This window comes from Pseudomonas sp. ASL7 (genome assembly GCF_056680375.1).
Genome location: NZ_CM155279.1, coordinates 4,942,768 through 4,965,483, shown reverse-complemented (window position 1 = coordinate 4,965,483; position 22,716 = coordinate 4,942,768). Strand labels below are relative to the sequence as shown.

At 59.5% G+C, this 22,716-nt stretch carries 19 protein-coding genes; 14 read left to right on the top strand and 5 right to left on the bottom strand.

Features of this window, described 5'->3' with window-relative positions:
- Nucleotides 1-211 precede the first annotated feature (211 nt).
- Nucleotides 212-1,138 (bottom strand): serine O-acetyltransferase EpsC, encoded by a 927-nt coding sequence (epsC, locus tag AC1MDT_RS23045; protein ID WP_480419096.1) that lies wholly within the window; start codon nucleotides 1,136-1,138, stop codon nucleotides 212-214.
- A gap of 190 nt (nucleotides 1,139-1,328) precedes the next feature.
- On the opposite strand from epsC, the gene AC1MDT_RS23040 reads away from it, so the two are divergent.
- The 13 genes from AC1MDT_RS23040 to AC1MDT_RS22980 all read left to right on the top strand — a co-directional run bounded on the left by AC1MDT_RS23040 (nucleotide 1,329) and on the right by AC1MDT_RS22980 (nucleotide 14,482).
- Nucleotides 1,329-2,327, top strand: coding sequence for a D-cysteine desulfhydrase (locus AC1MDT_RS23040; RefSeq protein ID WP_480419095.1), 999 nt, complete (start codon nucleotides 1,329-1,331; stop codon nucleotides 2,325-2,327).
- Nucleotides 2,328-2,577: 250 nt separating this feature from the next.
- The gene (gene tcyJ / locus AC1MDT_RS23035) at nucleotides 2,578-3,372 is read left to right on the top strand and encodes a cystine ABC transporter substrate-binding protein (RefSeq protein ID WP_480419094.1); all 795 of its coding nucleotides are present in this window, start codon (nucleotides 2,578-2,580) and stop codon (nucleotides 3,370-3,372) included.
- On the top strand, nucleotides 3,372-4,037 hold the full coding sequence (gene tcyL, locus AC1MDT_RS23030) for a cystine ABC transporter permease (protein ID WP_480419093.1): 666 nt from the start codon (nucleotides 3,372-3,374) through the stop codon (nucleotides 4,035-4,037). The genes tcyJ and tcyL overlap by 1 nt, the downstream gene beginning before the upstream one ends.
- A 4-nt stretch (nucleotides 4,038-4,041) precedes the next feature.
- A complete protein-coding gene (tcyN, locus tag AC1MDT_RS23025; protein WP_480419092.1) occupies nucleotides 4,042-4,797 on the top strand; it encodes an L-cystine ABC transporter ATP-binding protein TcyN in 756 nt (251 codons plus the stop codon).
- A 480-nt stretch (nucleotides 4,798-5,277) separates the two neighbouring features.
- Nucleotides 5,278-6,042: a hypothetical protein gene (locus AC1MDT_RS23020; RefSeq protein ID WP_480419091.1), complete on the top strand. Its 765-nt coding sequence runs from the start codon at nucleotides 5,278-5,280 to the stop codon at nucleotides 6,040-6,042.
- Between the two features lie 356 nt (nucleotides 6,043-6,398).
- Nucleotides 6,399-7,640 (top strand): SfnB family sulfur acquisition oxidoreductase, encoded by a 1,242-nt coding sequence (locus AC1MDT_RS23015; RefSeq protein WP_480419090.1) that lies wholly within the window; start codon nucleotides 6,399-6,401, stop codon nucleotides 7,638-7,640.
- A 38-nt stretch (nucleotides 7,641-7,678) separates the two neighbouring features.
- Nucleotides 7,679-8,872 (top strand): SfnB family sulfur acquisition oxidoreductase, encoded by a 1,194-nt coding sequence (locus AC1MDT_RS23010; protein WP_480419089.1) that lies wholly within the window; start codon nucleotides 7,679-7,681, stop codon nucleotides 8,870-8,872.
- The gene (locus AC1MDT_RS23005; RefSeq protein ID WP_480419088.1) at nucleotides 8,872-10,230 is read left to right on the top strand and encodes an LLM class flavin-dependent oxidoreductase; all 1,359 of its coding nucleotides are present in this window, start codon (nucleotides 8,872-8,874) and stop codon (nucleotides 10,228-10,230) included. Before AC1MDT_RS23010 ends, AC1MDT_RS23005 begins: the two co-directional genes overlap by 1 nt.
- Nucleotides 10,231-10,359: 129 nt before the next feature.
- Nucleotides 10,360-11,169 (top strand): MetQ/NlpA family ABC transporter substrate-binding protein, encoded by an 810-nt coding sequence (locus AC1MDT_RS23000; RefSeq protein ID WP_480419087.1) that lies wholly within the window; start codon nucleotides 10,360-10,362, stop codon nucleotides 11,167-11,169.
- A 2-nt stretch (nucleotides 11,170-11,171) separates the two neighbouring features.
- Nucleotides 11,172-12,293 (top strand): methionine ABC transporter ATP-binding protein, encoded by a 1,122-nt coding sequence (locus AC1MDT_RS22995; RefSeq protein ID WP_480419086.1) that lies wholly within the window; start codon nucleotides 11,172-11,174, stop codon nucleotides 12,291-12,293.
- Nucleotides 12,283-12,927, top strand: a complete 645-nt coding sequence (locus AC1MDT_RS22990; protein WP_480419085.1) for a methionine ABC transporter permease — start codon at nucleotides 12,283-12,285, stop codon at nucleotides 12,925-12,927. The genes AC1MDT_RS22995 and AC1MDT_RS22990 overlap by 11 nt, the downstream gene beginning before the upstream one ends.
- 383 nt (nucleotides 12,928-13,310) lie before the next feature.
- Nucleotides 13,311-13,667 (top strand): DUF6124 family protein, encoded by a 357-nt coding sequence (locus AC1MDT_RS22985; protein ID WP_480419084.1) that lies wholly within the window; start codon nucleotides 13,311-13,313, stop codon nucleotides 13,665-13,667.
- 188 nt (nucleotides 13,668-13,855) lie between these two features.
- The gene (locus AC1MDT_RS22980; RefSeq protein WP_480419083.1) at nucleotides 13,856-14,482 is read left to right on the top strand and encodes a class I SAM-dependent methyltransferase; all 627 of its coding nucleotides are present in this window, start codon (nucleotides 13,856-13,858) and stop codon (nucleotides 14,480-14,482) included.
- Between the two features lie 132 nt (nucleotides 14,483-14,614).
- Here the strand turns inward: AC1MDT_RS22980 and AC1MDT_RS22975 are convergent, their stop codons facing one another.
- From AC1MDT_RS22975 to AC1MDT_RS22965, 3 genes are read right to left on the bottom strand one after another with little or no spacing between them, the layout of a single operon-like run.
- Nucleotides 14,615-17,668: an efflux RND transporter permease subunit gene (locus tag AC1MDT_RS22975; RefSeq protein ID WP_480419082.1), complete on the bottom strand. Its 3,054-nt coding sequence runs from the start codon at nucleotides 17,666-17,668 to the stop codon at nucleotides 14,615-14,617.
- Nucleotides 17,665-18,732, bottom strand: coding sequence for an efflux RND transporter periplasmic adaptor subunit (locus AC1MDT_RS22970; protein WP_480419081.1), 1,068 nt, complete (start codon nucleotides 18,730-18,732; stop codon nucleotides 17,665-17,667). Before AC1MDT_RS22970 ends, AC1MDT_RS22975 begins: the two co-directional genes overlap by 4 nt.
- Entirely contained in the window at nucleotides 18,729-19,832 is a 1,104-nt protein-coding gene (locus AC1MDT_RS22965; protein ID WP_480419080.1) for an efflux RND transporter periplasmic adaptor subunit, read from the bottom strand. Before AC1MDT_RS22965 ends, AC1MDT_RS22970 begins: the two co-directional genes overlap by 4 nt.
- A 313-nt stretch (nucleotides 19,833-20,145) precedes the next feature.
- On the opposite strand from AC1MDT_RS22965, the gene AC1MDT_RS22960 reads away from it, so the two are divergent.
- On the top strand, nucleotides 20,146-21,342 hold the full coding sequence (locus tag AC1MDT_RS22960; RefSeq protein ID WP_480419079.1) for an AAA family ATPase: 1,197 nt from the start codon (nucleotides 20,146-20,148) through the stop codon (nucleotides 21,340-21,342).
- A gap of 438 nt (nucleotides 21,343-21,780) precedes the next feature.
- Here AC1MDT_RS22960 and AC1MDT_RS22955 read toward each other — a convergent pair whose 3' ends face one another.
- Nucleotides 21,781-22,563 (bottom strand): MetQ/NlpA family ABC transporter substrate-binding protein, encoded by a 783-nt coding sequence (locus AC1MDT_RS22955; RefSeq protein WP_480419078.1) that lies wholly within the window; start codon nucleotides 22,561-22,563, stop codon nucleotides 21,781-21,783.
- Between the last annotated feature and the right edge of the window lie 153 nt (nucleotides 22,564-22,716).

Here is a 22,716-nt window from a genome sequence, read left to right as displayed (position 1 = left end):
TCAAGGAAGGGTATGACGTGGGGTTTGGGGGATTTGTTTAGTGAGAAACGAGCTAATTGCCATTATTTCGGTTTGACTTGAAATCAATCGCGAGCAAGCTCGCTCCTACAGTGGTTTTCTGTCGTTCGCAGATGTTGCGTCCGACGCAGATCCACTGTGGGAGCGAGCTTGCTCGCGATGGGGACAGGTCAGTCAATAGAGATTCAGGGACCTACTTCTGCGTCCCGTCATCATGCTGCAAATTGGCCTGGGTCAGGTTGCACCCGGCCGGAACACTACGGGTCAGCCAGACGTTGCCGCCAATGGTCGAGCCCTTGCCAATGGTGATCCGCCCCAGAATCGTCGCGCCAGCGTAAATCACCACATCGTCTTCAACGATCGGGTGCCGTGGAAGGCCTTTCTGCAATTGGCCGTCCTCGTCCGAAGGAAAACGCTTGGCGCCCAGGGTTACCGCCTGATAAATCCGCACCCGCTCGCCGATGATCGCGGTCTCGCCGATCACCACACCCGTCCCGTGATCGATGAAAAAGCTGCGGCCGATCTGCGCGCCGGGGTGGATGTCGATACCCGTCGCCGAGTGCGCGATCTCTGCACTGATCCGCGCCAGCAGCGGCAACCCGGCGCGGTACAAATGGTGGGCCAGGCGATGGTGAATCACCGCCAGAATGCCGGGATAGCACAGCAACACTTCATCAACGCTACGGGCCGCCGGGTCGCCGTGATAGGCCGCCAGCACATCGCTGTCCAGCAAACTACGCAAACCCGGCAGTGCGAGGGCGAAGTCCTGAATAATCGAGATCGTCCTGGCTTCGACTTCGGTGTCGGCCTGCGCACTGTGGCGAGCGGCATAGCGCAATTCGAGCCGGGCCTGAGCCAGCAAGGCGTTCAACGCTACATCGAGGGTGTGGCCGACGTAGAAGTCTTCACTTTCCTCGCGCAGGTCCACCGGCCCCAGGCGCATCGGGAACAACGCACCGCACAGGGCTTCGAGAATCTGCGCCATGGCGGCGCGGGAAGGTAACTCGCGACCGCCCTGCTCGCCGCTGACCCGGCCGTTTTGTGCACGCCACTGGTCACGCGCCGTGCGCAGCTGGCTGACGATGGTCTGCAATTGCCAATGGCTGGAACGCTCGCTCACGGTAAAAACTCCACATGGGCGGCCGGACTGTCTGGCCGCGCTGACGGCAATTACTTTACGGCAAGGTCTGTAAGCCGAATTAAGAACCAATTGTGCGGTGCTCAGCGCTTTTGGCTATAAGCAATTGCCGGTTGCCCACGCATTTAGGGCTGCCTATAGTCCTTGCATCTTCCACCGCCAGTACGGACTCATGATCAAACAACAGCTTGCCCGTTTTAACCGTCTCGATTTGCTTGGCCAGCCCACCGCCCTGGAAAAACTCGAACGCCTCTCGGCCTGGCTGGGCCGTGATGTGTACGTTAAACGTGATGATCTGACGCCGCTGGCGATGGGCGGCAACAAGCTGCGCAAACTCGAATACCTGGCCGCCGATGCACTGGCCCAGGGTGCTGATACATTGATCACGGCGGGTGCGCTTCAATCCAACCACGTACGACAGACCGCCGCCATTGCAGCCAAGCTTGGCCTGGGTTGTGTCGCACTGCTGGAAAACCCTTTGGGCACCAACGACGCTAACTACGTGGGTAACGGCAATCGGCTGTTGCTCGATCTGTTCGACACCAAGGTCGAGTTGGTGGAAAACCTCGACAACGCCGACGAGCAATTGCAGGCGTTAGCTGATCGTCTGCGTAACAACGGCAAGAAGCCCTACCTGGTGCCGATTGGCGGCTCGAACGCTTTGGGCGCTCTGGGTTACGTGCGTGCGGGGCTGGAACTGGCCGAGCAAATCAAGGACACCGGCCTGAAGTTCGCCGCCGTGGTCCTGGCCTCGGGCAGCGCCGGGACTCATAGCGGTCTGGCGTTGGCATTGAATGAAGCACTACCGGATTTGCCAGTGATCGGTGTCACGGTCTCTCGTAGCGATGAAGATCAGCGGCCGAAAGTTCAGGGTCTCGCCGAGCGCACTGCCGAACTGCTGGGCGTGAAGCTGCCGGCGAGCTTCAAGGTCGAGTTGTGGGACGAGTATTTCGGCCCGCGCTATGGCGAGCCGAATGCCGGGACACTGTCGGCGGTCAAGCTGCTGGCCAGTCACGAAGGTTTGCTGCTGGACCCGGTGTACACCGGCAAGGCCATGGCCGGGTTGCTCGACGGTATTGGGCGTGGGCGTTTCGATAAAGGGCCGATCATCTTCCTGCACACCGGTGGGGCGCCAGCGTTGTTTGCCTACAAAGATTGGCTGACGGTGTGAAGCATTGCCTGTGGCGAGGGCGAAAGCGCCCTCGTCACAAGCGATTGCATCTTCCACATATTCGCTAAAAGAATAATAAACGTAAAATTTATTATTTTAATATCTAAGAACGCCATCATATAGTCACGCCGCAGGCGAATTTGCACAGAGACGCATAAGCTGCTTTAGGGCAGGATATTGCAGTCGTCCAAATCCCGATTTTGCCAACTTTCCTAAAAGCGTCGTCCATAAGAAAACACAGGGGCTTGTCATGAATTTTTCCGCACTACGTCGAAATCTATTAGTGGGTTCACTCGGCTTGGCACTGAGTGCCGGCCTGTTGGGGCAAGCAGTAGCCGGGGAGGAGCTGCAAAAAATCAAAGAGGCCGGCGTGATCAACGTCGGTCTGGAAGGCACCTACCCACCGTTCAGTTTCGTTGACGCCAACGGCAAACTGGCCGGCTTCGAAGTCGAGTTCGCCGAAGCCCTGGCCAAAGAGCTGGGCGTGAAGGTCAAACTGCAACCGACCAAATGGGACGGCATCCTCGCGGCGCTGGAATCCAAGCGACTGGATGCGGTGATCAACCAGGTCACCATTACCGAAGACCGCAAGAAGAAGTACGACTTCTCCGAGCCGTACACCGTCTCCGGTATTCAGGCGCTGGTTCTGACCAAGAACAAAGACAGCATCAAGACCGCCGATGACCTGGCCGGCAAGAAGGTCGGTGTGGGCCTGGGCACCAACTACGAGCAATGGCTCAAGGACAACCAACCCAAAGCCATCATCAAGACCTACGACGATGATCCGACCAAGTATCAGGACCTGCGTGTAGGCCGTATCGACGCCATCCTGGTCGACCGTCTGGCTGCGCTGGAACTGACTGCAAAAGCCAAGGACACCGCCGTTGCCGGCGCACCGTTCTCCCGCCAGGAAGCCGGTATTGCCCTGCGCAAAGGCGAGCCTGAACTGCTGGCCGCTGTAAACAAGGCCATCGAAAAACTGCGCGCCGACGGCACCCTGGCCAAGCTCTCGCAGAAATACTTCAACGCTGACGTCACCAAATAATGGAAGAGGCTTTCCAACTCGCGCTGGATTCCGCGCCCTTTCTGCTTAAGGGCGCGTACTACACGGTCATCTTGAGCCTGGGCGGAATGTTCTTCGGCCTGGTGATGGGCTTCGGCCTGGCGTTGATGCGCCTGTCACGCTTCAAGCTGGTGAGCTGGATTGCCCGCATCTACGTGTCGTTCTTTCGCGGCACGCCGTTGCTGGTGCAATTGTTCGTGATCTATTACGGCTTGCCGCAATTGGGCATCGAACTTGATCCGCTGCCAGCCGCCCTGATCGGCTTCTCGCTGAACATGGCGGCGTATGCCTGCGAAATCCTCCGTGCCGCGATCAGTTCCATTGAACGCGGTCAGTGGGAGGCTGCCGCGAGTATCGGCATGACCCGTGCGCAGACCTTGCGCCGGGCCATCCTGCCGCAGGCGATGCGTACGGCCCTGCCACCGCTGGGCAACAGCTTCATTTCGCTGGTCAAGGACACGGCGCTGGCCGCCACCATCCAGGTGCCGGAACTGTTCCGTCAGGCGCAATTGATCACCGCACGCACCTTCGAAATCTTCACCATGTATCTGGCCGCCGCGCTGATCTACTGGGTTCTTGCCACGGTGCTGTCGCACTTGCAAAACCAGTTGGAAGTGCGGGTCAATCGGCACGACCAGGAGTCCTGACCCAATGATTGTCGTGGAAAAACTGACAAAGCAGTTCAAGGGTCAAGTGGTGCTCAACGGCATCGATCTGGAAGTGAAGGAAGGCGAAGTCGTGGCAATCATCGGGCCCAGCGGCTCGGGGAAAACCACGTTTCTGCGTTGCCTGAACTTTCTCGAAGAACCCTCCAGCGGCCGGATCAAGGTGGGGGACATCGAGATCGATGGCAGCCGCCCGTTGAACCAGCAACAGAGCCTGGTGCGGCGTTTACGCCAGCACGTCGGTTTCGTGTTCCAGAACTTCAACCTGTTCCCCCATCGCACTGCCCTGGAAAACGTTATCGAAGGGCCGATCGTGGTGAAAAAGATTCCACGCGCCGAAGCCGTGGCCCTGGGCAAAAAGCTCTTGGCCAAAGTCGGTCTGGCGGGCAAGGAAGACGCTTACCCGCGACGCCTTTCCGGCGGTCAGCAACAGCGTGTGGCGATTGCCCGCGCGTTGGCCATGGAGCCAGAAGTGATTTTGTTCGATGAACCGACCTCGGCGCTCGATCCGGAACTGGTGGGCGAAGTGTTGGCGACGATCCGCGGCCTGGCCGAGGAGAAGCGCACCATGGTCATCGTCACCCACGAAATGGGCTTTGCCCGGGACGTGGCGAACCGCGTGGTGTTTTTCGACAAAGGTGTGATCGTCGAGCAAGGCGAAGCCAAGGCGCTGTTTGCAAACCCGAAAGAAGAACGGACGAAGCAGTTCCTCAGCAAGTTTCTGAATAACGCGCACAACTGAAACATCAATAGTAGCTAACTTCCACGGATGGAAGTCCCCTTTACCCCGCGACAACATCTGCCCCTCACTTAAAACTAATAAATTTCATATAAATCTCTGCCAGCGCGTGCGGTACATATATATGTCCTGCAACAGACTCTCTCGCCTAAGTCTCCAGAAATGGCCGACCAACAGAGGTCCAAGGTCTTTTCTCAACCCCACGCAAAAGCGCTAAAAACCGCCGTAAAGTTCGACAGATCGCTGCAGCATATTAACTAACAACCGTAGGATGTTTCTGAATAACAGAATATCCACCCCCCAACTAACCAACTCTATTGACACGCACTCGAGCGCACTCTTATCTAGTTCCCCACAGGCGCCGACCATCACGTTCAATCCTTATTCAAACGGGTAAATAGTTAACGGTTCTGTTGCTCGGTAATTCACGCCCTTTGATCTTTCAGAAACGGACTTCGCTGCAAGGCTTCAAGGAGAAACCCCATGACAAGCACCTCGAACAAACCCGAACTGGCGGCGCCAACCCTGGCGCAATCGCACAAGAGTGGCATCAATCTCACCTCGGCGGCTCACCTGCTGATCGACGTGGCGCCCTACCCTGGCATGGATGAAGGCGACCTCATCGAACTGTTCTGGGATAGCTGCTACGTGGCCTCCAGAGTGCTGACGAGCCACGATATCGGCCAACCGGTTCAGCTGCGTGTGCCCGAGAGCTTCATCGCCAATGGCACCTCGCGCATTCACTACCGGATCATGCAGGTCGGGCAAGGGCCAGCTTTATCGGCCACCCGGCGCATACCGATCAAGCTCGACTGTCCAGGCGGCCAGCCCTCGGCACTGTGTGGCGACGAAAACCAGCGCCTGCAACCTGTGAGCATCCCCGAAGCCATTCGACGCCACGGGGTCAATCCGAACCAGATCAAACGCGGTGTTCCGCTGACCATCGAACCGTACCTGAACATGGCCACTGACGACGAAATCACCCTGCGCTGGGGCGATGTGCGCATGGACCTGCCCCGGATAAAGCCCGATGACGTGGGCCAGCCGATTCAGGTCTGGGTGCCACCGGCGATCATTCTCGAAGCCGGCGAAGACCTTCGGCTGGAAGTGACCTACTGCATTCTCGATCGGGTGGGTAACAACTCCCGCTGGGCGCCGGCCCGGACGCTGAAGATCGGCTGTGCCAATCCGTATCTGAAGGTCCGGCCCAGAGAAGAACTCAAGGCCGCCGAACCCCGCAAACGCTGAGATCCGTGTAGCAGCTGGCGAAGCCTGCGTTCGGCTGCGAAGCAGTCGTAAAACCAGCCACCGCGGTGATTCAGGTAAATCGGGGTGTCAGGATTTACGACTGCTGCGCAGCCGAACGCAGGCTTCGCCAGCTGCTACAGGGGTATGTGTTGCGCCTTCTATGTATATTCCTAAAAGTTAGTTTATTAATTTTTTATACGCGATTAGGGTATATAAACCGGACCACCGGACATTCTTGTTTTTAGTTCGCCGCCACCCTCGCGGCGACCCATGAGATGTGAGGTAGGTATGGTCCGGAACACAATCACCCCAGTGCAGATCGCCAGGGCATTGCGTGCAGCCAAGGAGCGGCACTGATGTCCAGTCTGGCAGATGCAATCGTTCAGAGTGATCTGGACATCGCCCCGTTGTTGTTGCCCGCACAGGTTTTGCGCAACGACGCTCAAGCCATCAAGGCCGCCCATGAGCTGGCGCAAAGCGCCCGCCTGCAAGCGGCCAAACGCGATCAGCAGCGCAAGTTGCCATGGGCGGAAATCGAACAGTTCACCCGCAGCGGACTGGGCAGTATTGCCATCCCGCACGAATACGGTGGCCCACAGGTTTCGTTCGTGACCCTTGCCGACGTCTTCGCGATCATTTCCGCGGCTGACCCGGCACTGGGACAGATCCCGCAGAACCAGTTCGGCATTCTCAATCTGGTGCTCGGCACCGCCACCGAAGCGCAGAAAAAACAGCTGTTCAAAAGTGTGCTCGAAGGCTGGCGCATCGGTAACGCGGGGCCTGAGCGCGGCACCAAAAACACCCTTGAACTCAAGGCCCGGATCACCGCTGACGGCGATGGTTTTATCATCAATGGCCAGAAGTTCTACTCCACTGGTGCGCTGTTCGCTCACTGGGTTGCCGTCAAAGCGTTGAACGACCAAGGCAAGCAAGTACTGGCCTTCGTTCGCCGTGGCACGCCCGGTTTGCGCATCGTCGATGACTGGTCGGGCTTCGGTCAACGCACCACCGCCAGCGGCACTGTTTTGCTCAACAACGTGCGGGTCGACGCCGAGCTGGTGGTGGATAACTGGAAGATCAACGACACGCCGAACATCCAGGGCGCGGTGTCGCAGCTGATTCAAGCGGCCATTGATGCCGGTATCGCTCGGGGCGCCATCGACGACGCTATCGCGTTCGTGAAAACCCGCGCGCGGCCATGGATCGACGCCAAGGTCGAACGTGCCAGCGATGACCTCTACGTGATTGCCGACATCGGCAAACTGAAAATCGAACTGCACGCCGCCGAAGCGCTATTGCGCAAGGCCGGGCAAGTGCTCGATCAGGTCAACGCCGTGCCGCTCACCGCCGAGTCCGCTGCCCGCGCTTCGATTGCCGTGGCGGAAGCCAAAGTGCTGACCACCGAGATCTCGCTGCTGGCCAGCGAAAAACTCTTCGAGCTGGCCGGCAGCCGCGCCACCCTCGCTGAATTCAACCTCGACCGCCACTGGCGCAACGCCCGCGTGCACACGCTGCACGACCCCGTTCGCTGGAAGTACCACGCCGTCGGCACTTATCACTTAAACGGCACGCTCCCCGCTCGCCACTCCTGGATTTAACGACCAGAACACTTTTGACCAGATCTCTGGAGAAACACATGACAAGTTCTCACCACGTCGCGGTTATCACCAGCGATGAACAAGCCCTGATCGTCGCCAGTGACCTGGCCGAAGATTTCAGACGCGACAGCGCCCTGCGCGACCGCGAACGCCGTTTGCCGCACCCGGAACTGGAAGTGTTTTCCCGTTCGGGCCTTTGGGGCATCAGCGTGCCCAAGGCGTACGGCGGTGCCGGGGTGTCCAATGTCACCCTGGCCAAGGTAATCGCCTTGATCGCCCAGGCTGACGGCTCCCTTGGCCAAATCCCGCAAAACCATTTCTATGCCCTCGAAGTGCTGCGGGTGAATGGCAGCGAAGAACAGAAAAAACGCCTGTACGCCGACGTGTTGGCCGGCCAGCGTTTCGGCAATGCCCTCGCAGAACTCGGTACAAAAACCGCCCACGACCGCGTCACCAGCGTGAAGCGCGACGGTGATGGTTATCGCATCAATGGCCGCAAGTTCTACGCCACGGGCGCGATTTACGCCCAGCGCATCCCGACCTCGGTGGTGGATGAAAACGGCGTGCAGCAATTGGCGTTCGTGCAGCACAACAGCAAAGGTTTGACGGTGATCGATGACTGGAGCGGCTTCGGCCAGCGCACCACCGGCAGCGGCTCGGTGGTGTTCGAAGACGTCTACGTCGCGGCCGAAGACGTGATTCCGTTTCAAAGCGCTTTCGAGCGTCCGACCACCGTCGGCCCGCTGGCGCAGATTCTCCACGCCGCCATCGACACCGGCATCGCCCGCGCCGCCTACGAAGATGCGTTGCATTTCGTGCGTACCAAAACCCGGCCATGGATCGATTCCGGTAATGACAAAGCCACTCAAGACCCACTGACCCTCAAGAGCTTCGGCCACTTGAGCATTCGCCTGCACGCCGCCGAAGCACTGCTGGAACGCTCCGGTGAATACCTCGACAAGGCTCAGGCCGAGGCCAACGCCGAGACCGTCGCCGCGGCGTCGATTGCCGTCGCCGAAGCCCGCGCCATCAGCACCGAGATTTCCCTCGCAGCCGGCAGCACGCTATTCGAACTCGCCGGCAGCCAGGCGACGCTGACCGAACACGGTCTGGATCGCCACTGGCGAAACGCCCGGGTGCATACCCTGCACGACCCGGTGCGCTGGAAATATCACGCCGTTGGCAATTATTACCTCAACGATGAAAACCCGCCGCTGCGGGGGACCATTTGATGGCTGAAGCGAAAAAGAAGATCCTGCTCAACGCGTTCAATATGAACTGCATCGGGCACATCAATCATGGCCTGTGGACGCATCCACGGGACACCTCGACCCAATACAAAACCATCGAATACTGGACCGAGCTTGCGCAATTGCTGGAGCGCGGGTTGTTCGACGGCTTGTTCATCGCCGACATCGTCGGGGTCTACGATGTCTACCAGAGTTCGGTCGACGTTCCGCTGAAAGAGTCGATCCAGCTGCCTGTCAACGACCCGCTGCTGCTGGTTTCGGCCATGGCGGCCGTCACCAAGAATCTTGGCTTCGGCCTCACCGCCAACCTCACGTATGAACCGCCGTACCTGTTCGCCCGCCGCCTGTCGACCCTCGATCATTTGAGCCGCGGCCGGGTCGGCTGGAACATCGTCACTGGCTACCTCGACAGCGCCGCCAAAGCCATGGGCCTGAGCGAGCAGGTCGAACATGACCGTCGTTACGACCAGGCCGATGAATACCTCGAAGTGCTCTACAAACTCTGGGAAGGCAGCTGGGAAAACGACGCGGTGCTCAACGATCCCCAGCAGCGCATCTATGCTGCGCCTGAGAAAGTGCACAAGGTCGAGCACAAGGGCGAGTTCTATCAGGTCGAGGGTTATCACCTCTGCGAGCCTTCACCGCAGCGCACGCCGGTGCTGTTTCAGGCCGGCAGTTCGGAGCGCGGGTTGCAGTTCGCCGGGCGCCACGCCGAGTGCGTATTCATCAGCGGCCAGAACAAACCGTCGACCAAGGTTCAGGTGGACAACGTCCGCGCCAGCGCCGTTGAGGCCGGGCGCAATCCCGAGGACATCAAGGTGTTCATGGGGCTGAACGTGATTGTCGGCGCGACCGAAGCGCTCGCATGGGCCAAGCACGCCGAGTACTTGAGCTATGCCAGTGCCGAGGCAGGCGTGGCGCATTTTTCGGCGTCGACCGGGATCGACTTCTCCGAGTACGCCATCGACGAACCGATCCAGTACGTGAAGAGCAACGCGATCCAGTCGGCGACCAGGAACCTGCAAAACAACGACTGGACCCGGCGCAAATTGCTCGAGCAACACGCGCTCGGTGGTCGCTACATCACGGTCGTTGGCTCGCCAGAACAGGTGGCGGATGAGCTGGAATCGTGGATCGCCGAAACCGGGCTCGACGGCTTCAACCTGACGCGAATTGTCACGCCGGAAAGCTATGTGGATTTCATTGAGCTGGTGATTCCGCAGTTGCAGCGACGTGGGTCGTACAAGACGGCCTACGACAGCGGCAGCCTGCGGGAAAAGCTGTTTCACGCAGAGGCGCATTTGCCTGAGCAACACACGGGCTCGACGTTTCGACGCTAAAAGCATCGCGAGCAGGCTCGCTCCCACAGGGATTGTGTGAACACCGAAGATCCACTGTGGGAGCGAGCTTGCTCGCGATGGGGCCCTACCAAACACCACACATTTAATGCACTGACTGGAATAATCACCATGACCAAGAAACTTTTAACCCACCCAGTCAAAGCACTGGCCCTGGCGCTCGGCCTTTTCAGCTCCGCCACTTTCGCCGCTGACGCAGCACTGAAAGTCGGCACCACCGCCGCCTTCGCCATTCCGTTGGAAGTGGCGGTAGAAGAAGCCCACAAACAAGGCTTGAAAGTCGAGCTCGTGGAGTTCAGCGACTGGATCGCCCCCAATGTCAGCCTCGCCGCTGGCGACATCGACGTGAACTACTTCCAGCACGTGCCGTTTTTGGAAAACGCCAAAGCCGCCGCCGGTTTTGACCTGGTCCCGTTCGCGCCGGGGATCATTAACAACGTCGGCCTCTACTCGAAGAAATACAAAAGCTTCGACGAGCTGCCGGAAGGCGCCAGCGTGGCCATCGCCAACGACCCGATCAACAGCGGGCGTGGTCTGCAACTGCTGGCCAAAGCGGGCCTGATCACCCTTAAGCCGGGTGTCGGCTACAAGGCCACCGAAGAAGACATCATCGCCAACCCAAAGCACATCAAAATCCTCCAGGTCGAAGCCGTACAACTGGTGCGCGCCTATGACGACGCCGATCTGGTCCAGGGTTACCCGGCCTACATCCGTCTGTCGAAGACCTTCGATGCCGGCTCTGCCCTGCTGTTCGACGGCCTCGATCACAAGGAATACGTGATCCAGTTCGTGATCCAGCCAAAAAGCAAAACCGACCCGCGCTTGATCAAATTCGTCGACATCTACCAGCACTCACCCGCCGTTCGCGCAGCCCTGGATAAAGCCCACGGCAAGCTCTATCAAGCCGGTTGGGAAAGTTGAGCATGACGGCCGCCACCCAACGGCGACTGGAAATTCCAGAGCCCCACACTGCTAAACAGACCGAGCTACATCCTGAGTTCAACCGCGCTCATGTGCGCTTCATCGGCCTGGGTAAAACCTACAACGGCCAGCAAGGTCCGGTGGCCGCGCTGCACGGCATCGACCTGGCGATCCAACGCGGTGAAGTGTTCGGCATCATCGGCCGCAGTGGTGCCGGCAAGTCGTCGCTGATCCGCACCATCAACCGCCTCGAACAACCGAGCAGCGGCCGCGTGCTGATTGATCAAGTGGACATCGGCGAGTTCGATGAAGACCGCCTGGTGGCGCTGCGCCGACGGATCGGCATGATCTTTCAGCACTTCAATTTGATGTCGGCCAAGACGGTTTGGCAAAACGTCGAATTGCCGCTGAAAGTCGCTGGCGTGCCCAAGGAAAAACGCGAGCAGAAGGTTCGTGAACTGCTGGAACTGGTGGGCTTGGAAGCAAAACACAAGGCCTACCCGGCGCAGCTGTCCGGCGGGCAGAAACAGCGCGTCGGCATCGCCCGCGCGCTGGTGCATGACCCAGCGATTCTGCTGTGCGACGAAGCCACGTCGGCGCTGGACCCGGAGACCACGCAATCGATCCTCGGCCTGCTGCGCGAGATCAATCAGCGCCTGGGCCTGACCATTGTGTTGATCACTCATGAGATGGCGGTGATTCGCGATATCTGCGATCGGGTGGTCGTCCTCGAACACGGGCGAATCGTCGAGCAAGGACCGGTCTGGGAAGTCTTTGGCAACCCGCAGCACGAGGTCAGCAAAACTTTGCTGGCACCGTTGCAACATGCGCTGCCGCAAGAGCTGCAAAGCCGTTTACAGGCTCAGCCACACGCCTCGGACGCTGCCGTGGTGCTACGTCTGCAATTCACCGGCAGCGCCACGGACGAACCGGATCTGGCCGCGCTGTTCGCCGCCCTCGGCGGTCGTGTGCGCTTGTTGCAAGGTGGCGTGGAACGGATTCAGGGCCATGCCCTCGGGCAATTGCTGCTGGCGGTGACGGGCTCGTCCCTCGGCGCCGAGGCATTGCGTCAAAGCGCCAGCCACTGGGCGCAACAGGTGGAGGTGCTGGGCTATGTGGTTTGATCGCTTGCTGCAAGGCTTCATCGACACCTTTTTGATGGTCGGCGTGTCATCGCTGATCGCGCTGCTGGCGGGCATTCCGCTCGCGGTGATTCTGGTCACCAGTTCCAAGGGCGGCATCTACGAAGCACCGACGCTAAACCGCGCATTGGGTGCGTTCGTGAACCTGTTTCGCTCGATCCCGTTTCTGATTTTAATGGTGGCGCTGATTCCGTTCACCCGGTTGATTGTCGGGACCACGTACGGCGTCTGGGCCGCCGTGGTGCCGCTGACCATTGCCGCCACACCGTTCTTTGCGCGCATCGCCGAAGTCAGTTTGCGCGAGGTCGATCACGGGTTGATCGAGGCGGCACAAGCCATGGGGTGCCGGCGCGGGCACATCGTCTGGCATGTGCTGTTGCCTGAAGCGCTGCCGGGGATTGTCGGCGGGTTCACCATCACGCTGGTGACCATGATTAACTCGTCGGCCATGGCCGGGGCGATTGGTGCGGGCGGACTAGGCGACATTGCTTATCGGTATGGATATCAGCGGTTTGATAGCCAGATCATGCTGACGGTGATTGTGTTGCTGGTGGTGTTGGTGGCGATGATTCAATTAGGCGGGGATCGGTTGGCTCGGGGGCTGAACAAGCGCTGAGTCAAGGTCTAGGCCGTAGGAAATCCACTACAAAAAGGGAAGTTTTCTCACAGGAAAATCAGCACTCCTACAAGGCTGATCCCTTTCTTTTGCAGGACGTTTCCTAGATGATTCCGCACGCTTGCGCCGGTAGATTCTCGTGGCTAGTCTCCGTCCGTCACTGCTCATCAGTGATCGGGTTTAGTCGCCCGGATCTTCTAGGCGCACAGCGCCACCTCATTCCAGGTGTTTTCATTGCCTGAACGTCATGGTGGCTGTGCGCAGGGCACCCTCGGGTGCGCCGGGTTGCCTAGAGACCGGTCGACTAACCTGCGTGCAGCCGCCACCCTTGTTCGTTTAGTCGCGACTACGGTTGGCTCCAATTAGCTCTAGGAGTTTTACCAATGAAAAGATCCGTCCCCGATCCACCTCCCGAAACATCCACCAACGACAAACCCGCCGACGAGCCACTCAGAGACCGTTCTGCGCTTTATCGTGCGATCGATTTCTACCTCACCGGCGAACAGCCCACCGCGCCGGATGAGCTGCGGTTCTACAACGTCAGCAAAGACGTGAGCTTCGAAGACACTCAACTCTACGTCGCCGATCTGCTGCGCTGTGCCTCGGTCACGGCGTATCAGTGTGGTGACCATCTCAAAGGCGCCGACAGGGCCATGGTGTTTTCTATCTGGCATTTGCTGGAGATTGCCAAGGCGATGGTTGATCGGTCTATTGAGTGTCTGGGGATGAAGCAGGGCTGAGACATCGGTCGTCAGTGATATCGCCATCGCGAGCAAGCTCGCTCCCACAGTTGACCGAGTCGTTCAGGCAAACCCGGTTCCCTGTGGGAGCGAGCTTGCTCCGGGCGGCGATCCGACGATGGGCTGCGCAGCGGCCCCAGGCTTGATGGCGTATATTCGGCGAATCCCAATTGCCTGCGCAGCCGACCATGAAACAGACCCCCGACGACCTTGAGCAGATCACCGCCACCACCCTGGGCCATTACAACTCGGTGGCCGAAGATTTTCGTGAAGGGACTCGCGATCACGATGTCAGCCAGAACATCGATGCGCTGTTGCGGCACATTCAGGGCGAGGCGCCGTTCAGCATTCTCGACTTCGGCTGTGGTCCCGGGCGCGATTTGCAAACGTTCACGCGCATGGGGCACACGGCAGTCGGGCTGGATGGCTCGGAGAAGTTCGCGCAGATGGCGCGCGAAGACAGTGGTTGTGAGGTGTGGCAACAGGACTTCCTGAAGCTTGATTTGCCGGATGAGCGTTTCGACGGAATTTTTGCCAATGCGGTGCTGTTTCATATTCCGCGCCAGGAATTGCCTCGAGTGTTGAAGCAATTGCGCGGTGCGTTGAAGCCGGGGGGTGTGTTGTTCAGCTCCAATCCCCGGGGTGAGAATCAGGAGGGGTGGAATGGGCCGCGTTATGGGGCCTACCACGATTTGCAGGCGTGGCAGGCACTGCTGACCGACGCGGGGTTTGTGGAGCTGGAGCATTACTACCGGCCAGCGGGGCTGCCGCGGGAGCAACAGCCTTGGTTGGCGAGTGTTTGGCGTAAGGTGTAAAACCTTCAAGGCTATGGTGCCTGTAGGGGCGCCATCGCGAGCAAGCTCGCTCCCACAGTTGACCGAGTCGGTCAGGTGAACCCGGTTCCCTGTGGGAGCGAGCTTGCTCGCGATGAGCGCGCAGCGCTCGCCTTACTGCACCCCTTTCTTCGGTTCGCGAATCTTGTACCAGGCCACATAAAGCGCCGGCAAAAACAGCAACGTCAGCAACGTCGCAATAATGATCCCGCCAATCATCGCGTACGCCATCGGCCCCCAGAACACTTCCCGTGCAATCGGGATCATCCCCAGGCTTGCCGCCGCTGCCGTCAGCAGAATCGGTCGACGACGATGCTCCGTGGCTTGCACCACGGCGTCCCACGGTGAAAGGCCCTCCTTCTCCAGTGCGTCGATCTGGGTGACCAGAATCACCGAGTTGCGGATGATGATGCCGATCAACGCGAGGATCCCCAGGATCGCCACAAAGCCCATGGGCGTGCCCGTCGGGATCAGCGCCAGCACCACGCCGATCAGCCCGAGCGGCGCGACGCTGGCCACAAGGAATAGCTTCTGCACGCTGTGCAACTGGATCATCAGGAACGTCGCCATCAAGAACAGCATCAACGGCACAACCTTGGCAATCGGCCCCTGAGCCTTGCCGCTTTCCTCCACCGTGCCGCCGGTGGCGACCGTGTAGCCGACTGGCAGACTGGCAGCGAATTTGTCGATGTCCGGTTTGAGCTGTTTCACCAGGTCGGTCGGCTGAATCTCATCACGCACGGCGGCCTTGATGGTGATCGTCGGCTTACGGTCACGCCGCCAGACCAAGGGTTGCTCCAGTTCATAACGCACGGTGGCAAAGGCCAACAATGGAATCGACGTCCCGCTCGGCGTGACGATTTGCAGGTTCTGCAGGGTTTCAGGCGTGCCCCGTTCCGCGTCCTCAGCGCGGCCGACGACGTTGATCAAATAGATATCGTCATCGACCTGCGTCACCGGCGTGCCGACGACGATGCTGTTCATCAGGTTTGCCACGTCTTCGGACGACAGCCCCAATTGCCGGGCCTTGTCCTGAGCGATGTCGATACGCAGGACTTTGCCCGGCTCGTTCCAGTCGTAAATGATCTCGCCGATGTGCGGGTTTTTATCCAGTTCGCTGGCCAGGGCAATCGCGTGTTTGCGCACTTGATCGATGTCCTTGCCGCTGACCCGGTACTGAATCGGCCGGCCCACCGGCGGGCCCATTTCCAGCGCCTGAACGTAACTGCCAATGCCGACGAAGTCTTTGCGCAGCCGCTCACGCAAGCGTTGGCTCAGGGCCTCCCGCGACGCCAGGCCTTTGCTGACAATGATCAATTGCGCGTAGTACGGGTTCTGTAATTGCTGGTCGAGGGGCAGGTAGAAACGGATCGCACCTTCGCCAATGTACGTACTCCAGCGCACGATGTCCGGGTCACCCTTGAGCGTCGCTTCGAGCTTGTCCACCGCCTTGCGCGTCTCGGCTATCGAGGCGTTTTGTGGCAGGTTCAGGTCGACGAGAATTTCCGGGCGGTCCGAAGACGGAAAGAACTGGTTCTGCACGAACTGCATGGAAAACACCGACGCCACGAACAACGCGACCGTAATGCCGATGGCCCACCAGCGATTGCGCATGGCCCACAGCATTCCGCCATTGAACGCCCGACCGATGCGCCCCGGTTCTGTCGAGTGGGGTTTCACGTTGGTGCTAAGGATGTGCACGCCGATCACCGGGGCGAACAGCACCGCGACCACCCACGACACGATCATCGCCACGGCAATCACCGCGAACAGGGTGAAGGTGTACTCGCCTGCAGAACTGGCGTTGAGCCCGATGGGCACAAACCCGGCGACGGTCACCAGGGTGCCGGTCAGCATCGGGAACGCGGTCGAGGTGTAGGCGAATGTCGCCGCCTGCTCTTTGGTTTCGCCCATCTCCAGGCGCGTCACCATCATCTCGACCGTAATCATCGCGTCGTCGACCAACAGGCCGAGGGCAATGATCAATGCGCCGAGAGAGATCCGTTGCATGGTGATACCGCTGTATTCCATGAAGACGAAAACCATCGCCAGCACCAGCGGAATGGAGCACGCCACCACCAGCCCGGCACGCACGCCGAGACTGATGAAGCTGACGATCAGCACGATCACCACCGCCTCGAACAACGCACTGGTGAAGCCGCCGACAGCCTTTTCTACCACTTCGGCCTGGTCGGAAACGTTGTGCACACCGACGCCCACCGGCAGGTCAGCGGTCAGGTCGGTCATGCGTTGGTGCAACGCTTTGCCGAACACCTGGATGTTGCCGCCCTTCTGCATGGCAATGGCCAGGCCAATGGCCGGGTGGCCATTGAAGCGAAACTCTGGTGTCGCCGGGTCGACATAGCCACGGCTGATGTCGGCGATGTCGGCCAGACGATAGAAACGATCGTTGAGCCGCAAGTTGACGTTGGCCAAATCTTTCTCGGACGCAAACTGCCCGGAGGTGCGAACGGAAATCCGCTCGGGACCGGCTTCGATGACCCCCGCCGGGGTCACGGCGTTCTGCGATTGCAGGCTCTGCACCACCTGGCGCTGATCAAGCCCCAGCGCCGCCAGTTTTCGGGTAGAGAAATTCAGATAGAGGACTTCATCCTGCTCGCCCACCATCTCGACTTTGCCCAGCCCCGGGACATCACGAACTTCGGCGCGAACCTGTTCCACGTAGTCACGCAACTGACGCATCGACAAGCCGTCAGCGGTAAACGCGTACACCGAACCGAAGACGTCACCGAACTCGTCGTTGAACCCCGGCCCTTGCAGGCCTTTGGGGAAGTCGCCGCGAATGTCGTTGATCTTCTTGCGCACCTGGTACCAGATTTCCGGGATGTCCTTGGCGCTGGTGGTGTCGCGCAGGTACACGAAGACCGTGGATTCGCCGGGGCGCGTGTAGCTTTTCACATAGTCGAGCGAGTCGAGTTCTTCGAGTTTTTTCTCGATGCGGTCGGTGACCTGCTTGAGGGTTTCTTCCTGGGTCGCGCCCGGCCAGCGCGTTTGAATCACCATGGTTTTGATGGTGAACGAGGGGTCTTCCTCGCGCCCCAGGTTCATGTACGAGAACACGCCCATCAGCAGCGCGACGAACATCAAATACCAGACAAACGACTGATGCTTGAGGGCCCATTCGGATAAGTTGAAACTCCCTTTCATTGCGCACTGCCCTCGTCGCTTTTCACTTTCTGCCCCGGTTTGAGGCTGTTGACACCGGCACTGACCACCCGCTCGCCGGACTTCACGCCATCGGCCAGGACGACCGTGCTGTCCGTGCGACTGATGAGGCTGACGTCTCGCGGTGAAACGGTTTGCGTCTGCGGATCGATGACCCAGATCCGGGTTTTCCCATCGACTTCCTCCAGCACGCTCCGGGGCAATTCGATACGCGGCTTGATCGCCGAGCGCAGGGTCACGCTGATCGCCGTGCCCAGGCGAAAGCCTGCAGGCGTATCGGCAAGGGTCAGCCGGGCTCGACGGGTACGGGTCGCGCTTTGGGCCTGAGGTTCGATTTCACGAACAACGGCCGTGGTGGTGATGTTCGGGGCCAATTGCACCGCGACCTCAAACACCACGTCCGCCGGCAACTGGTCGACCAGGGTGTCGGGCAGATCGATCACCGCTTCCTTGATGTCCGGCTGCGCCAGGGTCACCACTTGCTGACCGGCGGTGACGACTTGCCCGGCTTCAGCGTTCCACGCCGTGACGATGGCCTTGTGATCGGTGCGCAGCTCAACATAATTAAGTTGGTCCCTGGCCTGGCTGACCGAGGCGCGGGCCTGATCGAGGGAGGCCTGGGTGGTTTTCAGGTCAGTCTGGGCGACATCCAGTTGCGCCTGGGCACCGACCCCGCGATCGAACAATTCCTGCTGACGCCTGGCGTTGGCCTGGGCGTTGATGAATTGCGCCTCGATGCGCGCCAGATCGCCCTCAGCCGAGCGCAGTTGGTTCTGTTGGTCTGTGGGATCGAGCGTGGCGAGCAACGCACCTTTGTCGACTTCGGCACCGACATCGACGTTGCGACTGGCAATGCGTCCCGGCACCCGGAAACCGACATTGCTTTCATAGCGGGCCTGGATGCTGCCGGCGAAGCGACCCAGATTTTCTTCGTCCTGGGCCTGCACCTTGATGGACAGCACCGGACGTACCGGCTCCGGGGGTGGCTCTTTTTTCGAACAGGCCACCAGCATCACACCGGCCAACACCAGTAACAGACGCTTCATGGCTGGGCTCCTGCGCTTAAATCCTTGTAGGTATTTTCGGCAATTTCCACCGCCACGCCGGGGTGCAGCAACTGGCCGCCAGCGATGACGACTTTTTCGCCGCCCTCAAGACCGCCACTGATGATCACTTTGCCGGTCAGGTAACGGACAACGGTGACAGGATGCAGTTGCGCCTTGCCCTCCCCGTCCACCAGCCACACGGCCGGCTCACTGATGTTTTTGGTCAGCGCCGACCAGGGCAGTTCCACCGCAGACTTGCCCGGCATCTTGGCCGTGGCACTGACCACCGAGCCGAGTTGCATGCCTTCCGGCAGGCTGGCAAGGCTGACTTTGACCTGCACCGTCCCGGTTTGCGCGGAAACGGCCGGGGTGATTTCCCGGACAGTGCCGGTGGTTTTGATGGCCGGGTTATCGAGCAGGCTGACCACCACCGTTTTGTCCACGGACGGCTCGGCCAATAGCGATTCGTAGACATTGAACACGGCGTCGCGCTCACCGTCCCGGGCCAGGCTGAAAATCGGCACGGTGGCCTGTACCACTTGGCCGACTTCGGCCTGGCGCGCGGTAATGACGCCCGGCGCGTCGGTGATCAACGCGGTATAGCTCAGCTGTTCACGGGCGTTGGCCAATTGCGCCTGGGCCGCCGCCAGGGCACTTTGGCTGCTGCGCAAGGCGGCTTGTGCGGCGTCATATTCGCTTTGGCTGGTGTAACCCTTGGGCAGGAGTTTTTGCTGGCGAACGAAAGCGGCTGCGTACTGTTTGACCCGCGCCTGTTCGGCGACGACCTGAGCCTGGGCCGAATCAACGTTGGTTTGCAGGTCCTTGGGATCGAGTCTGGCGAGTACTTGCCTGGCCGACACCCGGGCGCCGACATCGACGAGGCGCTGGATGATCTTGCCGCCGACGCGGAACGATAGTTCGGTCTGGACTCGCGCTTGTACATCACCCGTGAGTGTCACGGACGCGGCGTAATCAGCCGTTTTGACCTCTTGTACGAAAACCCGTGGACGGTCCTTTTCGACGTGGGGTTTGTCACCGCAGGCGGTGAGCAAAGCCAAGAGGCTCAAACCAACCACTATTTTCAATCCGGGACCAGCCATGCAGACTCCTTTGCGTTGTGTACGGGCGTACCAGTGACGATACGACTGAGAGCGTAGAACAGGGTTCCAAGGGTACAGTTGACGTATTCAAATTAAACGATCACGCCGCAATCCTTGTAGCAGCTGGCGAAGCCTGCGTCCGGCTGCGCAGCAGTCGTAAATCCGGCTTGCACGGTGTGCCTGATGCACCGCGAGCGTTCATATTACGACTGCTGCGCAGCCGGACGCAGGCTTCGCCAGCTGCTACAGGGGGGGGTAACACCTTGGCTGCGACAATAAGGCAAACTGGCCGACCACGCAGCAGGAACTTCCGATGCTCAAAACCCTCGCGGTTGCCAATTACCGCTCGATCAATAAATTAGTGATCCCGCTGGGTCGGTTGAACCTGATCACCGGGCCCAATGGCAGTGGCAAGTCCAACCTCTACCGCGCATTACGCCTGCTGGCGGAAACCGCCCAGGGTGGTGTGGTCAATGCCTTGGCCCGGGAGGGTGGGCTGGATTCGACGTTCTGGGCCGGACCGGAAAATATCAGCCGACGCATGCGTAGCGGCGAAGTCCCGATCGAAGCAACGGTAAGACAGGGGGTAAAGCGTCTGCGCCTGGGGTTTGCCGGGGAGGACTTCGGTTACTCGATCAGTCTGGGGCTACCCGAATCCAACGGCCATTTCATGCTGCCCGGGCACACTTCACCCATTCCGTCACGTTTCAGCCTCGACCCGCAAATCAAGCGCGAATGCCTCTGGGCCGGGCCGTTCTATCGTCCAGCGAGCCTGCTGGTGGATCGCGAAGGCCCGATGATCCGCGCCCGAGCCAACCGCAGCTGGGACGTGCTGGCTCAGCACACGCCAACATTTGACAGCCTGTTCGATCAGGTCGGCAGCTTGCGTACCTCGCCGGAGGTACTGGAGATGCGCGAGTTCATCCGCCGCTGGCGATTCTACGATCACTTTCGCAGTGATGCCGATGCACCGGTGCGTCAGCCACAACTGGGCACCCGCACACCGGTTCTGCACCACGACGGCAGGGATCTGGCGGCGGCGTTGCAGACCATCATCGAAATCGGCGACCCCGAGGCATTGCAAGCCGCGATCAGCGACGCGTTCCCCGGCGCACGACTGCACATCGAACCGCTGGCCGGCGGACGTTTTTCCATCGAGTTTTATCAGGAAGGATTGTTGCGACCTCTGTCGGCAGCCGAGCTGTCGGACGGCACATTGCGCTATTTGCTGCTGGTGGCAGCACTGCTGACGCCACGGCCACCGACACTGATGGTGCTGAACGAGCCGGAAACCAGCCTGCACCCGGACCTGTTACCGGCATTGGCGCGGTTGATTATCCGGGCGTCGGAGCAGTGTCAGGTGTGGGTGGTTTCTCATGCGCGGCGATTGATTTCGGCGTTGCAGGAGGATCTGGAATGCAACTGCATTGTGCTGGAGAAAAACTTCGGCCAGACCGGGGTCGTCGGGCAGCGGATGCTGGATGAGCCGGCGTGGTATTGGCCGGATTAAGATCAAAAATCATCCTGCGGATTTGCCGAGGCGGCGCAAGACGACTATTTTCCTTTGAGCTGTAGGAGGGATTTTTTTCAGAATGCCCCTCCAAGGACGTACAGCTTTTGGCCAGGCTCCCCGGCCGAACCCCCACAAGGAAGAGAAAATGGCTGACGGAAAAGTGCCAGAACGGATGAATCCGCAGGACATCGTGAAGTGGCTGATAGCGTTACGCAGGGCGTTGAAGGCCAGGGTGACGTAACGTATCTCGCGCCGAAGCCCCCTGTGGGAGCGAGCCTGCTCGCGAAGAGGCCGGTACATCCAACACCCATGTCGACTGACACTCCCTCTTCGCGAGCAGGCTCGCTCCCACAGGGTATGTGTGCGCGCAAAAAAAAACGCCGACGCTGTATCAGCCGTCGGCGTTTGAAACCTTGAACGGGTTTACCTTGCGAATCAGAACGCTGGCAGTACCGCGCCGTTGTACTTCTTCTCGATGAAGGCTTTCACTTCAGGACTGGTCAATGCTTTGGCCAGTTTCTGGATCGCAACGCTGTCCTTGTTGTCCGGACGAGCCACCAGGAAGTTCACGTAAGGCGAATCGGCACCTTCGATCACCAGCGCATCTTTAGCCGGGTTCAGGCCTGCTTCCAACGCGTAGTTGGTGTTGATCATGTCCAGGTCGACCTGGTCCAGAACACGCGGCAGCATGGCCGATTCCAGTTCCTTGAACTTGAAGTTGTGCGGGTTCTTGGCGATGTCTTTCGGGGTAGCCAAGGCGTTTTTCGGGTCTTTCAACTCAATCAGGCCGGCCTTCTGCAGCAGGATCAGCGCACGACCGCTGTTGCTGCCTTCGTTCGGGATCGCGATGGTCGCGCCGTCTTTGAGCTCAGCCAGGGTTTTGACTTTCTTCGAGTAGCCACCGAAGGGTTCAACATGCACACCGATCACGGTGACCAGATTAGTGCCTTTGCCTTCGTTGAAGCTTTTCAGGTAGGGCAGCGTCTGGAAGTAGTTGGCGTCCAGACGCTTCTGGTCGACCTGCACGTTCGGCTGAACGTAGTCGGTGAAGACTTTGATTTCCAGGTCCACGCCTTCTTTGGCGAGGGTGGGTTTGATCAGTTCCAGAATCTCGGCGTGTGGAATCGGGGTCGCCGCGACCACCAGTTTCTCACCGGCCTGGGCCAGGCCCGCGGTCAGGGCAGCCGCCAATGCGGTGAACAACAGAATCTTTTTCATGCAGTGTCCTTATCGAAAATCACGGTCGTCATCGACGACGGCTTCAAGTACGTGTGCCAGTGAAGTGCTATCGCTGGCGTGATGCGGACAATACCGGGATTTTATATTCCCGAATAATATCTTTTATTCACTTTAATATTCCATTTTGTTCAT